This window comes from Streptomyces sp. NPDC111656 (genome assembly GCF_055656965.1).
Window position 1 is genome coordinate 1 of sequence record NZ_JBVKCA010000027.1, and the last position, 14,848, is coordinate 14,848.

Genomic DNA, 14,848 nt, shown 5'->3' on the forward strand with positions numbered 1-14,848 from the left:
CGCCAACCGGTTCGCCCGCTCATTCACCTCCCCATACGACAACGACAACCCACCCGCCACCACCGCCACCGACCCCGGCGACCCCACCACCCACGCCTCGAACAACTCATGAGCGAGAGAAGTGACCGGCTCGGTGGTGCGGTGGCCGTCCAGAGCGCCGGTGACGATGGCGCGCTCGGCCTCGCTGAGGATGTCGATGGCGGCCAGGGGGGTGTCCGGGGCGTTCAGGACGTGGTCGAGCAGGCGCACGAAGTTGCCGGCGAGGCGGCGGACCGTGCTCTGGTCGAAGAGGGCGATGGCGTACTGGAAGCGGGCCCTGAAAGAGCCGTCGGGCAGCTCCTGCACCTGGAGGGCGAGGTCGCACTTGGCGATGCCGTCGCTGTCACCGAACGGGTCCACCGTGAGGCCGGGCAGCTCGAAGGAGTCCAGGCGCCACTCGTGCAGGGTGAAGGCGACCTGGTAGAGGGGGGTGCGGGACTGGTCGCGCTCCGGCTGGAGCTCGTCGACCAGCTGCGCGAACGGCACCTGCTGGTGGTCGAAGGCGTCCAGGATGTGCCGGCGACCGGATGCGACGAGGCCGCCGAACGTGGCCTGACCGTCCCACCCGGCGCGCATGACGAGGGTGTTGATGCCGTAGCCGATGAGCTGCTGGAGCTCGGGGCGGCCGCGCCCGGAGACGACGGTTCCGACGGTCACGTCCCGCTTTCCGGTGTAGCGGGCGATCAGCATCTGGTAGGCGGTGAGCAGCACGGTGAACGGCGTGGTGTCGTGGTTCAGCGCGGCTTCTCGGACCCGGTCGGCGAGCCCGTCGGGCAGCTCGAAGTCCAGGTCGGCGCCCGCGTGGTCGCGGACGGCCGGGCGCGGCCGATCGGTCGGCAGGTCGGTCGCCTCGACGCCGGCCAGGCGCTCGCGCCAGTAGTCGAGGTGAGCCTCGGCGCCGGGGCCGGCGAGCTGCTGCCGCTGCCAGGCCGCGTAGTCGGCGTACTGGAGGGTGAGCGGCGGCAGCTGAGCCTCGTGGCCGGAGACGAACGCGGCGTACAAGGCGCTGAGTTCGCCGCCGAAGACGCGGGTGGACCAGGCGTCGCAGGCGATGTGGTGGAAGACGAAGGCCAGGATGTGGTCGTCGTCGGCGAGGCGCAGCAGCGTGCCGCGCACCGGCCACTCGGTGGCCAGGTCGAAGCCGGTGGCGAGCTGCTCGCGCAGCACCTCGGTGGCCTTCCGCTCGCGCTCGGCGGCCGATGCCTCGATGAGCGGGACGACCGGCAGCGGCAGCGTGCGGGCGCCGGGCGCGTCCACGACCTGGACCGGGCCGCCGTTCTCGAAGGCGTACCGGGTGCGCAGGATCTCGTGGCGGGCGGCGACCGTCTCGAAGGCGCGGCCGAGGGCGGCGGCGTCGAGGGTGCCGCGAAGCCGCAGCACCAGCGGCACCAGATACTCGGTGCTGTCCGGCTCCAGGCGGTTGAGGAACCACATCTGCTGCTGGCCGGCGCTGAGCGCCAGAGGGGCGCTGCGGTCGGCACGGGTGATCTCGTCGCGGCGGGCGCCGCGGCGGCCGGCCAGGCGGCGGCGCAGCAGTTCGTCGCGGAGCGAGGCGCCCGACGGGGCGGGCACGGCGGTGGTTGCTTCCTCGGTGCTCATGCGTTCTGCTCCTTCAGCAGCATCGAGTCCGCCATCACTTCGGAGTCGGACATCTCGGCGATCTCCGCGCGGATCCGGTCCTCGATCGTCTGCGCCAGTTCGGCGACGGTCGGGCCCTCGAACACGGCGCGTACGGGCAGGGTGATCTCGAAGTCGGTCTGGATCGCGGCGATGAGCCGGATCGCGAGGATCGAATTTCCACCGGCGTGGAAGAAGTTGTCGTCGAGGCCGGTCTCGATCCCACAGGCGTCGCGCCAGATGTCGATGAGGCGCTCCTCGACGGGGTTGGCGGGGCGCGCGCGCCGCGGTCGTTCGGCCGCCGCCGGCTCGGGCAGGGCGCGCCGGTCGACCTTGCCGTTCGGGTTGAGCGGGATGCGCTCCAGCTCGGTGAAGCTGCCCGGGACCATGTACGGAGGCAGCAGCAGGGCGCTGTGGGCGGCGAGGGATGCGGCGTCCGCGTCGCCGCCGGGGACGGCGGTGAAGTAGGCGGCGAGCCGGACCCGGGCGCCGCTGCCAACGGGCACGACGACCGCGTCGGCGACGCCGGGGTGGTCGAGCAGGACCGCGCGGATCTCGCCGGTCTCCACCCGGTAGCCGCGGATCTTGACCTGGTCGTCGATGCGGCCGAGGAACTCCACGGCGCCGCCGTCGAGCCAGCGTGCCAGGTCCCCGGTGCGGTAGAGGCGGGTTCCGGCGGGCCCGTACGGGTCGGGCAGGAACTTCTCGGCGGTCAGGCCGGGGCGGCCGACATAGCCGCGGGCGACTCCGGTGCCGCCGACGTACAGTTCGCCGACCGCGCCGACGGGGACGGGCCGCATCCGCTCGTCCAGGACGCGCATGACCATGCCGGGCAGCGGGCCGCCGATGGGCACGACGCCGGGTCCGGTGCCGGTCGCCACCGGGTGGACGCTGGTGCCTACGGAGGCCTCGGTGGGACCGTACTCGTTGATGAGCCGGCCGCCCTCACCGAGCAGCGAAGCCCAGGTGGCGGCGAGCGAGCCGTCCAGGGCCTCGCCCGCGACCACCACGACCGGGGCCAGCGAGGCTGCCTGTCGTTCGGACAGCTGTTGGGTCAGGACGTCGAGATGGCCCGGCGTCAGCTTGAGGAAGCCGAACGGGGCGTGCGCGGCCAGGCGTTCGCCGAGTTCGGACAGGTCGAGATCCTGCGGAAGGAGCAGCACCCGCCGGCCGGTGAGCAGCGGCGCCCACAGGTTGGGGACGACCAGGTCGAAGGCGACCGAGGAGAAGACCGCGCCGCCGCCGGTGCCCGCTCCCGCGAGCTCGGCTGCCGCCCAGTTCAGGTGGTTGGCGAGGCCGCGGTGGGTGACCGCGACGCCCTTGGGGCGGCCGGTCGAGCCGGAGGTGTAGATGATGTACGCCAGGTCGTCGAAGTGGGCCTCCAGCGGCGGCGTCCAGGCGTCCTGGGCGGCGATGGCGTCGGCGTCGGACCCGTCGATCCGTACGACCGTGCCGTCGAACACCCCTGTTTCGTAGGCGCTCTGGGTGACGAGGACCCGGGCGTCGGCGTCGGCGAGCATCCCGGTGACGCGCTCGACGGGGAAGGCCGGGTCGATCGGTACGTACGCCGCGCCGGCCTGCCAGACGGCGAGCAGTGTCGCGTGCAGCTCCGGGCCCCGGTCGAGCAGGACACCGACGGTGCTGCCCTGGTGGACTCCGGTCGAGCGCAGATGGCGGGCGATCCGCGCGGCGCGGGCCGCCAGCTCCCGGTAGGTCAGGGCGAACCCGTCGCCCTCGACGGCGGTGGCGTGCGGGGTGCGCACGGCCTGCGCGGCGAACATCTGCGGCGTCGACATGACGGGCTGGGGCGTCTCGGCGGTGCCCCAGCGGGTCAGCTCGGCGTGCTCACCGGGGGTGAGCAGGTCGAGGGCGCCGAGCGCGCGGTCGGGGTCGGCGGTGGCGGACGCGAGCAGGGTGGTCAGGCCGGCGGCGAGGCGGGCGGCGGTGGCCTCCTCGTACAGGCTGGTCGCGTACTCCAGGCCGCCCACCAGCGTGCCGTCGGCGGCTGGGCGCAGCAGCAGGGTGAGGTCGGTGTGGGTGATCCGCCACATCCTGCGGACCGTCTCGGTGTCGCCGTCGACGGTGCCGTTGAAGTCCTCGCCGTGCAGGTCGAAGGCGGCCTGGTAGAGCGGGGTGCGTGACAGGTCGCGGTCGGGCGCCAGCTCGTCGACGAGGAGGTCGAACGGCAGGTCCTGGTGGCTGAAGGCGTCCCGGGTGATGGCGGCGACCCTGGCGACCGCGTCGTGGAAGCCGAGTTCGCCGTCGAGCACACAGCGCAGCACCACGTTGTTGAGGAAGAAGCCGACGACGCCGTCGAGTTCGGGCCGCTCGCGCCCGGCGACCGGGGTGCCGACCGGCAGGTCCCACTGGCCGCTGTGCCGGGCGAGGACGGTGGCGTACGCCGTGAGCAGGACGGTGAACCGGGTGGTGCCGTGCTCGCGGGCGATCGTGTCGACGGCCGCGAGGGTGCCGGCATCGATGGTGACCGGGGTGATGCCGCCGCGGCCGTCGCGGACGGCGGGACGCGGGTGGTCGGTGGGCAGGGCGAGTGGCTGGTGTCCGTCGAGGACGGCGCGCCAGTGCGTGAGCTCGCGCCCGACGGCCTCGCCCGTGAGCCGCTCCTGCTGCCAGACCGCGAAGTCGGCGTACTGGACGGCGAGTTGCGGTAGGACCGGCTGCTCGCCGACGGTCAGCGCGGCGAGGACCTGGTGGAACTCGCGCTCCAGGACGGCGGTGGACCAGCCGTCGGTGGTGATGTGGTGCATGGCGACGGCGAGCAGCTCGCTGTCGTCGTCGAGCGTGATGTGCGCGGCCCGCAACAGCTCACCGCCGTCGAGGCGGAAGCCGGCGCCGAGCAGCTCGGCGAGGACGGCGGGCAGCCCCTCGCGGCCGGTGGTGATCGCGCGGACCGGGACGCCGGCCGGCGCCTCGATGAACTGGCGCGGCTCGCCGTCCACTTCGGCGTACCGGGTGCGCAGCGCCTCGTGCCGGGCGACCAGGGTGTCCAGGGCCCGCCCGACGAGTTCGGAAGCGGTGCCTGCGGGCACCTTGAGCAGCAGACCGGCGACCCACTCGGGACTGGCCGGATGCATCTTGTCCATGAACCACAGGCGGCGCTGCCCGTACGAGAGCGGAAGGCCGCCCTCGCGCGAAACGGGCCGCACGGGCGCGGAGTCCTCCCCGGCGACCACCGTCAGCAGGGCCGCGTGGTCGGCGAGGGTGGGAGCGCCGAGCAGGGCCCGCAAGGAGATGTCGCGGCCGGTGCCGGCGCGCAGCCGGGCGGCGACCCGGGTGAGCTGGAGCGAGGTGCCGCCGCCGCGGAAGAAGTCGCTGGAGGTGGTGAGCGGGCCGAAGTCGAGGACACTCCGCCAGGCCTCGGCGACCAGGAGCTCGGCCTCGGTGGCGGGGGCGGTGCCCGCCGGTTCGGCGACCGCGTCGGGCGAGGGCAGCGCCCGCCGGTCGACCTTGCCGGTCGGGCCCAGCGGGAAGGACTCCAGTTCGATCAGGGCGGCCGGCACATGGGTGCTGGGCAGCCGCTCCAGCAGGTGGCCGCGCAGCTCGGTCTCGGCGACCGGCTCGCGGATCACGTAATAGGCGGCGAGCCGCTTGGCGCCGTCGGCCGCGGCGTAGGGGCGGACCACGGCACCGGCGATCGCCGGGTGCGCGGCCAGCTGGGCCTCGACCTCGGCGGGTTCGATGCGTACGCCGTTGACCTTGACCTGGTCGTCGATGCGGCCCAGGTATTCGAGTACGCCGTCGGCACGCCAGCTGACCCGGTCGCCGGTGCGGTACAGGCGGCTGCCGTCCTTGGCGAACGGGTCGGGCACGAAGCGCTCGGCGGTCTGGCCGGGGCGGCCGAGATAGCCGCGCGCCACACCGGCACCGCCCGCGAGCAGCTCGCCGGGGACACCTACGCCGACCGGGCTGCCGGACGCGTCCACGACCAGGACGCGCGTCTTCTCGATGGGGCGGCCGATCGGCACCGGGCCGGTCAGCTGGGCGGGGTCGAACCGGTGCGCGGTGACGTCGATGGAGCACTCGGTCGGACCATAGGTGTTCCACAGCTCGGCGTCGCTCAACGCCCGCAGCCGTTGCGCGAGTTCGGCGTGCAGCGGCTCACCGGCACAGCACACCAGGCGCAGCTCGCCGCACTTCTGCCAGCCGTCCTCGGCGACGAGCAGGCGCAGCACGGACGGCACGACCTGCAGCACGGTGATCCGGTGTTCGCCGACCGCGCGGACCAGGGCGCCCGGATCGCGTTCGGCACCGGCCGGGGCGAGCACCACGGTGCCGCCGCTGACCAGCGGGGCGAAGACCTCCCAGACATGGGCGTCGAAAACCAGGGCGGTCTTCTGCAGCACCCGGTCGGCGGTCGAGAGTCCGTGCTGTCGCACCGCCCAGCCGATGCGGTTGGCGATGCCGCCGTGGCTGACCACGACGCCCTTGGGGGTGCCGGTGGACCCGGAGGTGTGCAGGACGTAGGCGGCGTTGGTGCTGTGCACGCCGGTGACCGGAGCGCCGGCGGGCTGCTCCCGGAGTTCGGCGGCGAGGTCCTCGGGGACGACGGGCCGGGCCCCGGCGTCGGTGACGGCGGCGCGGCCCCGGGCGTCGGTGAGGACGAGTGCGGTGCCGGACGCGGCGATCAGCGCGGAGGTGCGGGACCGCGGCGCCTCGGTGTCCAGCGGCAGGTAGGCGGCACCGGCCCGCCAGATGGCGAGCAGTCCGACGACCAGGTCGAGGCCGCGGGCGAGCCGGACGCCGACCGGCAGGTCGGGTCCGGCACCCTGGGCCCTCAGCAGGTGGGCGAGCCGGTTGCTGCGGGCATCGAGCTCCGCGTACGTCATCCGCTGCCGACCGTGCTCCACGGCGATCGCTTCCGGAGTCAGCGAAGCCTGACGGCCGACGAGCACGGGGGTGAGCTGGGCTGCATCGGCCGATGCGTCCGTCCGTGACTCGGGAAACATGGAGGGTGTGCTCCTCGTGTGGTGAGTGACTGATCGAGAGCGGGGGTGACGGGCCGGAGCCCGGTCGTACGCGTGCTGCGCCGTCTGCCGGAGTCGGGCCGGTTACGCGGCGGTCATCCGACGGCGGAGGCTGGCCGGGCGCATGTCGGTCCAGATCCGCTCGATGTGGGCCAGGCACTCCTCGCGGGTGCCCTCGGTGCCCTCGGCGTGCCAGCCGGCCGGCAGGTCGCGGTCGGCCCACCAGATCGAGTACTGCTCCTCGTCGTTGAGCACGACGCGGTGGGTGATGGCGGATTCGTGCTGCTCGGACACGGTGGTCTCCTGTGCTTTCGGTGGAGCGGTGGTGTGCTGGTCGTAGTGCGTTGGCCAGTTTTCGATCCGGGCCCATATCCGGCCTATACGAGGCCTGAAACAGACCGGCGGGGCCCGGCCGATGGCGGGGGATCCACCGGCTGGGCCCCGCTGTGGGGAGTGCCTACGGAGGTTGGCCGACCGGGGTCGGCCAACGGCAGTCGACCTACGAAGGTCGGCCGGTCGGACCGGCCGTCAGTCGGACATCGCGACGAGGATCCGGCGCGGGCCGGTGAACGGGCGACGGCCATGGCCGACCAGCAGGTTGTCGATGAGCAGCAGGTCGCCCTCGTACCAGTCGACGTTCACCGCGTTCTCCAGGCCACGGTCGCGCACCTGCAGGACGTACTCGTCCGGGATCGGGCTGCCGTCCGCGAAGGTCACGGACTGCGGCAGCTCGTCGGCCGGCATGATCTGGGCGAGCGCCTTCGCGGTGTCGTCGCCGAGCGAGGCCGGGTGCCACTGGTCGGACTGGTTGAACCAGACCTCGGCGCCGGTGACCGGGTGGCGCATCGTGGAGTGACGCAGCTGGCTGACCTTCAGGCTGTTGCCCGGCCCCCAGCTCCACTCGGCCTCCGCCTCCTTGAGGAAGACGTCGACCTCGTCCCGGTCCCCGGTCTCGAAGGTGTCCTGCCAGCTCTTGCCGAGGCCCTTGCCGCCATGCAGGTTCTGCGTATAGCGCACCCCGGCCTCGAAGGCCTCGCGGACCTGCGGGTCGAGGGCCTCCAGCCACAGCGCGGCGTCGACGACCGGGGTGGCACCGCCGGTCTCCGGCGCGACGGCGCAGTAGAAGGCGAGCCGGGTGGGCCAGGCGTGGGCGTACGACATCTCGTTGTGCATCGAGATGGTGTACTCCTGCGGGTACTCCGTCGAGGTGTACACGTTGGAGCCGACCTTGGTGCGCGGCGAGTTGCCGTGCACGTAGGCGAGGCGGCGGGGCAGCAGCCGGTCGAGGACCGGGTCCAGCCCCTCGCCGGGAACCTTGAACCCGCGGAAGACCACGGCCTTCTCGCGGACGAGCAGCCCGGCCAGGTCGATGCTGTCGAGGTGCTCGACGAGCGCCTCCGGAGTCGCCGCTGCGCCCACGTCGCCCGGAGTGATCTCCAGCGGCGACCAGCCGTTGCGGTCGGTCATGGTTGCTTTCCTCTCGTGTCGTCGTTCAGGTGATGCCGGTACGCCGCCGAGCGGCCCGGGGCTACGGCAGGAAGCCCTCCACCTCCACGCCCAGCCCCTTCTGCCGGGCCGTGGTCAGCACGTCGTCGGCCAGCGCGATGTCGAGGACACCGAGCCCGAAGGGCGCGTAGACGATCGTGCGGCCCGGCTGGGGAGTGAACGTGCCCTCGTCCAGGAGGAGTTCGCCGATCGTCGGGTCGATGAAGTCGTGGTGGCCCGCGAGCTGCTCGGCCAGGTGCAGCGAGGTGCGCTCGCGCAGCGCGTGGTCGACGTCGTCGACGATGTTGTGCGCGTCGAGCAGCGACTCGGGCAGCAGGTCGCGCAGCGAGATGTGCAGGACGACCGTGCCGGGCACGGCGGCCCTCAGGTCCAGGTGCGGTTCGATGGCGGAAGTCGCGATGGAGACCAGGCCGTGGGCGGCGAGCGCCTCCTCGGCGGTGGCGACCGTGACCACCCGCGCCTCCGGGGCGGCCTCGGCCGCCTGGGCGGCGAACGAAGCGGCCCGCTCGGCCGAACTGTCGTACAGGGTCACGGTCTTGAGGCCGGGGACGGCCGCCCGGGTGTGGCGCAGGATCTCCAGGTTGATGACGCCGCAGCCGATCAGCGAAAGGCCGTCCGGACGGCGGTCGCGCGTGAGCAGTTCGGCGGCGAGCGCCGCGCTGGCGGCGGTGCGCTTGGCGGAGATCAGCGAGCCCTCGACGAGCGCCTCGGGGCGGCCGGTCTCCAGGGAGTTGAGGATGATCGCCGCGTTGGCGCGCTGAATGCCCCGGTCGATGTTGGCCGGGAAGGACGAGATCCACTTCATACCCGCGGCCGGCTTCTCTCCGCCCCGGTAGGCGGGCAGGCCGATGATGCGATTGCGCGGCTGTCCGGGAAAGCGAAGGAATATGGAGTGCGGCACCGCGGTGTCGCCCTGCGCGTGAATTCGGTAAGCGTCCGCGACGGCCTCGATGTTCTCGAGTTCACGGCCGTTCAGAATCTGCCCGACCTCGGAGTGCCGAATGATGAGCATGACGGGGTTCAGTCCTTCCAGAGGTGCGCGACTTCACCGAAATGTCGGCGCACCCACGCGTCGGAATAAATCGTGTCGAGATAACGGTCGCCGCCGTCGGGGAAGACGAGCGCGACGGTCGAGTCGGCCGGGATCTCGTCCCTCAGCCGGGCCAGCGCGGCGACGGTCGCCCCGGACGAGCCGCCGGCCAGGATGGCCTCGCGGTGGATGAGCCTGCGGCAGGCCACTACGCAGTCCAGGTCGGAGACGTGAACGACCCGGTCGGCCGCGGTCGGATCCATCAGGGCCGGCACGACCGACGCCCCGTGCCCGGGGATGAGACGGCGGGCGGACTCCAGGCCGAAGATGGCACTGCCCTCCGCGTCCACCGCGACGATGGTGGTGTCCATCCCCTGCTTGCGGATGTGGTCGGCGCAGCCCCGCAACGTGCCGAAGGTGCTGACCGAGCAGAACAGGTAGTCCACCCGGCCGTCGAGGGCGCGCGCTATCTCCCCCATGGTCTTCTCGTGTGCCCGCGGGTTGAGCAGGTTGGCGTACTGGTTGGGCCAGAACGCGTACGGCATCCGCGCGACGAGTTCCCGCACGCGGCGCAGCCGCATCGGCAGGTACTCGCCGGTCAGCTCGTCCCGCTCGGTCACCACCTCGATCTCGGCGCCGTAGGCGCGCAGGATCGCCAGGTTCTGCTCCGTGGTCTTTCCGTCCACCACGCAGATGAAGCGGAACCCGAAGTAGCGGCATATCTGGGCGAGTCCGACCGCCAGGTTCCCCGAGCTGGACTCGACCACCACGGAGCGGCCGGGCACCAGCTCGCCGCTCTCGATCGCGCTGCTCAGCATGCTGAGCCCGGACCGGTCCTTGATACTGCCGCCCGGATTGAATCTCTCTATCTTGGCGAATACCCGGGCCTCAAACCCCGGCAGGAGCCTCTCCAATTCCACGAGCGGGGTGTTCCCCACGGTCGAAAGAATTCCTGAGAATGGTGGCTCCGACACGACTGTCACCTCCCGAACCTTGATCGCGTCGAATGCTCGACGTGCTCCTTGACATTCTTGAGGTGCCACCTATCCGGCAGCTATATTCTCGTCATATCGCAAGCATTTTGGCGCCGTATTTCGCGGCTATCGAGCCAATGTCGGCGGATTTTCAGGTCGGGTCTGGCCCAGTTCCATCCCTGCACCGCGCAGCCTCACCTGGTCGTCCGCGCGCCCGTGGAGCTCCAGGGTGCCGTCCGCCCGCCAGCTCGCCAGGTCGCCCGTGCGGTACATCCTCGCTCCCGGCCGCAGCCCGTACGGGTCGGCCAGGAACCGCTCGGCGGTGGGTCCGGGACGGTTCATGTACCCGTCGGCCAGGTCGTCGCCCGCCAGGTACAGTTCGCCGGTCGCACCGGGCGGCACCGGCCGCAGCCACCGGTCGAGCACATAGCAGCGGGCGTTGGCGATCGGCCGCCCGATCGGAAGCCGCGACCCGCCCGCCCCGTCCTCGGGACCGACCGGGTGGACGGTGGCCGTCATGGTCGACTCGGTCGGCCCGTACTGGTTGACCAGCCGCCAGTCCGCGCCGATCGAGGCCGCCCGCCGCAGGTGCGCGACGGTCAGCTCCTCACCGCTGACCAGGCCCATGCGCAGCCAGGGCGACGGCACGTCCTGCTCGCCCGCCGCATCCCGCGCCGCGTCCGCGAGCGCGATCAGCATCGTCGGCGTCAGAGCGGGCAGCACGGTCACCCGGTGCCGCCTGAGCAGGGCGAACAGCGCGGCCGGGTCCTGGGCCTCGTCCTGCTCCGGCACGACAAGCCGGGAGCCCGCTGTCAGCGGCCCGAAGATGTCCCGCACCGACGGGTCGAAGGACACCGACGCCAGGTTCAGGACGGTGTCGTCGCCCCCGAGCCCCGTCAGATCGTGCAGAGAGGACAGATAGCCCGCCACGGCCTCGTGCCGGATCACCACGCCCTTGGGCGGACCCGTCGAACCGGAGGTGTGGATGACGTACGCCGGATGCCTGGCCGCGCCTTCCTGCGCGGCGGGGTTGCTCTCGGACCACCCGCCGGTGTCCCGCACGTCCGCCGGCTCCGCGAGTACGGCGACGGACTTGACGTCGTCCAGCATGAACGCGATCCGCTCGGCCGGATACCCGGGGTCCACGGGCAGATACGCCGCCCCCGACTTCATGACCGCGAGGAGCGCCACCACCAGCTCCACCGAGGGCGGCAGCGACACCGCGACCACGGTGCGCGGCCCTGCCCCCTGGTCGATCAGCCGGTGCGCCAGCCGGTTGGCCCGCGCGTTCAGCTCCGCGTAGGTGAGCCGCTCCTCGCCGTGGATCAGGGCGATCCGGGTCGGCGTGGTGGCGGTCTGCGCCTCGAACAGTCCGTGCACGGTCGCCGGCCTCAGCTCGACGGCGGTGTCGTTCCACTCCTCGAGCAGCCGCTCCCGCTCGCTCGGAAGCAGGAGGGGCACATCGCCCACCAGGGCATCGGGATCGGCGGCGAAGGCGGCGAGGAATCGGGCGAACCGGCGCAGGTGGGCGGTGAGTTCGGACTCTGTGTAGCGCGAGGGATGGCCGGCCAGCCGGATCTGGAGACCGCCCTCACCGGGCACCGGACAGGCCGCGATCTCCAGGTCTTCGACGGGGCCGGAGGTGAGCCGGTGAACGTTACCCAGGGTGCCGTCGAAGGAGATGCCGAGGTCGAAGCCCATGATGTCGACCATCGGGCCGAACTGCCGACGTGCGCTCTCGGATCCGCCGTCGCGCGGGTCACGGAGCAGTTCCTCGTAGCGGTACTGCTGGTGGCGCAGGGTCTGGCGGGTCTCGTCGAGCGCACTGCGGATGAGGGTGTGGACGGTCGTGTCGCGGTCCGCCCTGATGCGCAGCGGAAGGATGTTGGACGTCATGCCGGGCGTCCGCCGCGCGACCTCCGTGACACGGCCGACGACCGGCAGGCCGAGCAGGATGTCGTCCTGGCCGGTCATGCGGTGCAGGTAGGCGGCGACGGCGGCGACGAGACCGGTGGACCAGTTGGTGCGGGCCGACCGGGCGGTCGCGCCGAGCAGGTCCAGGGTCTCCCGCGGAATGCACGCCGCGCTCCGTACGAGATCGTCCGCGCCCTGCGTGCGCTCCGTACGCCCTCGCGGCCGGGCCGGGCCGAGGGACAGGCCGACGGGCTCCGGCCGGTCGGCCATGCGCCCGGCCCAGTGGGCACGGTCCGCGGTGAACCGTTCCGACGCCCGGTACTCGGCCTGTGCCGCGTGGAGCTCGGCGAGGCCCGGAAGGGCGCCCTCCGAAGGATCCCGGCCCTCGCGCAGGGCCGTGTAGATCTCGGCGGTACGGCGCAGCACGAGCACACCGCTGTGCCCGTCGAGGACCACATGGTGGGCGCGCTGGTAGAAGAAGTGCCGTTCGGGGGCGACGGTGATCAGCGCGAAGGTGAACAGCGGATCCCGGCCGAGGTCGACGGGCCGGGCCAGGTCGGCGCGCATCCAGTCATGGGCGGCCGCCTCGTCGCCGGCCCGGACCAGCGGCAGCTCCCAGTCGAGGGGCGGCCCGACCTCCTGCCGGACACCGTCGTCCGCGTACTGCCCCGCACGCCCCCCGGTCCAGCCCGCCCCATGCCCGTCGGCTTCGGCTTCGGCTTCGGCTTCGGCTTCGGCTTCGGCTTCGGCTTCGGCTTCGGCTTCGGCTTCGACGAATCGCACCCGCAGCGCCTCGGTCTCGGTCACGGCGAGGCGGGCGGCTTCCTGGAAGTCCGGGACATGCAGCGGTCCGCGCACATCGGTGTAGAGGCCGACGTTGTACTGCTGGCTGGTGGCGCCGGCCCGGAGGTCATGCCAGATGCCGGACTGGCCGGCCAGGAGCGGGAGTTGAAGAGACGGAACCGGGGCGGGGCGGGGCATCGGTCACTCCGTTTCGGAGGAAGGGTCTTGAGCGACGTCGTGAAGGAGATGGGGAGAGGACGCGGATTGGATCACGGGTGACGAGGGAGGCAATGCACAGGGGCCGGTTCCGGCACGATGGAGTGACCGTGCCGGAACCGGCTGGGGGTGCCAGAACCGCGGCCGGGGAGTCCCGGCCGCGCGGATCGTCAGCCGGCGGCCGACGCCGCGAGCCTGGCGGCGAACGGCGACGAGCTGCCGAAGAAGGACATGGTCCGGCCGGCCACCCACAGGCTCCCGTCGGTAGCCGTGGTCAGCCGGACGCCGTCCGCCGAGTAGGAGACGGGACCGGTGACGGCCTCCCAGGCCTGTCCGTTCCAGCGGGCGAAGGCGCCGTCGGTACCGGAGTGCAGACCGGCGTACAACTGTCCGCCGTAGAAGGCCAGATCGGCGAAGCTCGTGACTCCCTTCAGGGTGATGTCCGCGCGGGTCCAACCGGTGCCGTTCCAGTGCAGGGCGGTGGTGCCGCCGACGACCCACACATCACCGGAGCCGCGGGCGACGACCTTGGTGAGGGAGCCCGTGAGGCCGGTGGGCGTGGCGACCTCCTTCCAGTTGGCGCCGTCGTACTTCACTACGTACGGCCGGCAGTTGGTGCCCGCGGTATCCGTGCAGGTCTGTCCGGCCGCCCAGATGTCGGTGGCGGAGTTGACCTGGACGGAGTTCAGCTTGGTACTGCCGCCGGTGGCCTGCGGGAGCTTGGTGACCTTCCAGGAGGTGCCGTCCCAGTGCCCGACGACGCCCGGGACACTCGTGGCCGTGTTCGTTCGCGACTCGCCCACGGCCCATACATCGGTGGCCGAAACCGCCTTGATGCCAAGGAAGTTGACGGACGCGTCGGCCGGGTTCCGCTTCTCCCAGGCCGTGCCGTTCCAGTGGCTGACGGAAAGGGACTGCTGGTACTTCTTGCCCAGGACCCAGAAGTCGTTGGCAGACGTGGCGGCCCAGATCCCGTCGTCCGCACGATCCTTCTCGTAGGTCAGCTCCTTCCACGCCGTCCCCTGACGCAACCAGTAACGGACGACTTCGGCATCCCCGCTGTTGCGGCCCCAGACGGTCTGGCCGAAGGCGGTGCTGCCGTCGCCGACCGGCAGAACGTCATAGAGCGAGCCGTCGGTGTTGGGCTTGGCAAGGGTCTCCCAACCGGGCGACGCCGCCTGGGCCGGGCCCGCGGCGAGCGACAGGGTGGCGCCGCCCGCCAGCAGGACGACGGCGGCTTTGCGGAGCAAGGCGGATGTGGCGCTTGAAGGCAGACTTGAAGGCAGAGTGGACATGGAACCTCCGAGAATCGGCGATATCGGTGGGGTGAGGAGCGGCCGGTGCGGATGTGCCCAGCCGCGTTGCGGCTCTCGTCGCGCGGCGAACGGCGTGCTCCGCCGGACACCGAACGGGCCTCAGGCCGCCGGGACGTCGACGGAAGCGACGGAAGCGACGGAAGCGACGGAGCCGAACGCGACAGCGGCTTGGTGACAAGTCCAGGCCGTGGCGTCGCAGGAGGTCTTCTTCACTCCGCTGCACACCGCGCGGACCCGCTTGAGGTCGCCATGGAGGGCGCCACCGAGGAGGTACTCGTCGGCGCTGGTGGTGCCGACCGCGGGCGCGGTGAGTCCGGGAACGGCCGAGAGCGCGGTGGCGGTGCCGACGACCAGCATGGCGGGACGGCGACGCACGGGTCCTCCACGGATTCGGTACCCCGCCGGCCAGTCCCGGCGAGCGCCTCCAAAACTCCGTGATCCGCCTATACGCCTTCTCTATCGGGCAACCCT

The 14,848-nt window shown here is 71.9% G+C and carries 9 protein-coding genes; all 9 read right to left on the reverse strand.

Annotated features, from left to right (window positions below; translation table 11 throughout):
- A partial coding sequence (locus ACZ7M3_RS45275) for a condensation domain-containing protein (RefSeq protein ID WP_472071695.1) occupies positions 1–1,638 on the reverse strand: 1,638 nt, incomplete at its 3' end.
- Entirely contained in the window at positions 1,635–6,620 is a 4,986-nt protein-coding gene (locus tag ACZ7M3_RS45280) for an amino acid adenylation domain-containing protein (protein WP_472071697.1), read from the reverse strand. The genes ACZ7M3_RS45280 and ACZ7M3_RS45275, both read right to left, overlap by 4 nt.
- 102 nt (positions 6,621–6,722) lie before the next feature.
- Positions 6,723–6,932 (reverse strand): MbtH family protein, encoded by a 210-nt coding sequence (locus tag ACZ7M3_RS45285; protein ID WP_388516002.1) that lies wholly within the window; start codon positions 6,930–6,932, stop codon positions 6,723–6,725.
- A gap of 234 nt (positions 6,933–7,166) precedes the next feature.
- Complete coding sequence (locus ACZ7M3_RS45290) at positions 7,167–8,105, reverse strand: TauD/TfdA family dioxygenase (RefSeq protein WP_472071699.1); 939 nt, start codon at positions 8,103–8,105, stop codon at positions 7,167–7,169.
- Positions 8,106–8,166: 61 nt separating this feature from the next.
- The gene (sbnB, locus tag ACZ7M3_RS45295; protein WP_388516001.1) at positions 8,167–9,156 is read right to left on the reverse strand and encodes a 2,3-diaminopropionate biosynthesis protein SbnB; all 990 of its coding nucleotides are present in this window, start codon (positions 9,154–9,156) and stop codon (positions 8,167–8,169) included.
- Between the two features lie 8 nt (positions 9,157–9,164).
- A complete protein-coding gene (gene sbnA, locus ACZ7M3_RS45300; protein WP_472071701.1) occupies positions 9,165–10,112 on the reverse strand; it encodes a 2,3-diaminopropionate biosynthesis protein SbnA in 948 nt (315 codons plus the stop codon).
- 162 nt (positions 10,113–10,274) lie between these two features.
- Entirely contained in the window at positions 10,275–13,043 is a 2,769-nt protein-coding gene (locus ACZ7M3_RS45305) for an amino acid adenylation domain-containing protein (RefSeq protein ID WP_472071703.1), read from the reverse strand.
- A 188-nt stretch (positions 13,044–13,231) separates the two neighbouring features.
- Positions 13,232–14,311: a hypothetical protein gene (locus tag ACZ7M3_RS45310; protein WP_472071705.1), complete on the reverse strand. Its 1,080-nt coding sequence runs from the start codon at positions 14,309–14,311 to the stop codon at positions 13,232–13,234.
- A 165-nt stretch (positions 14,312–14,476) separates the two neighbouring features.
- The gene (locus tag ACZ7M3_RS45315) at positions 14,477–14,752 is read right to left on the reverse strand and encodes a hypothetical protein (RefSeq protein ID WP_472071707.1); all 276 of its coding nucleotides are present in this window, start codon (positions 14,750–14,752) and stop codon (positions 14,477–14,479) included.
- Positions 14,753–14,848 lie beyond the last annotated feature (96 nt).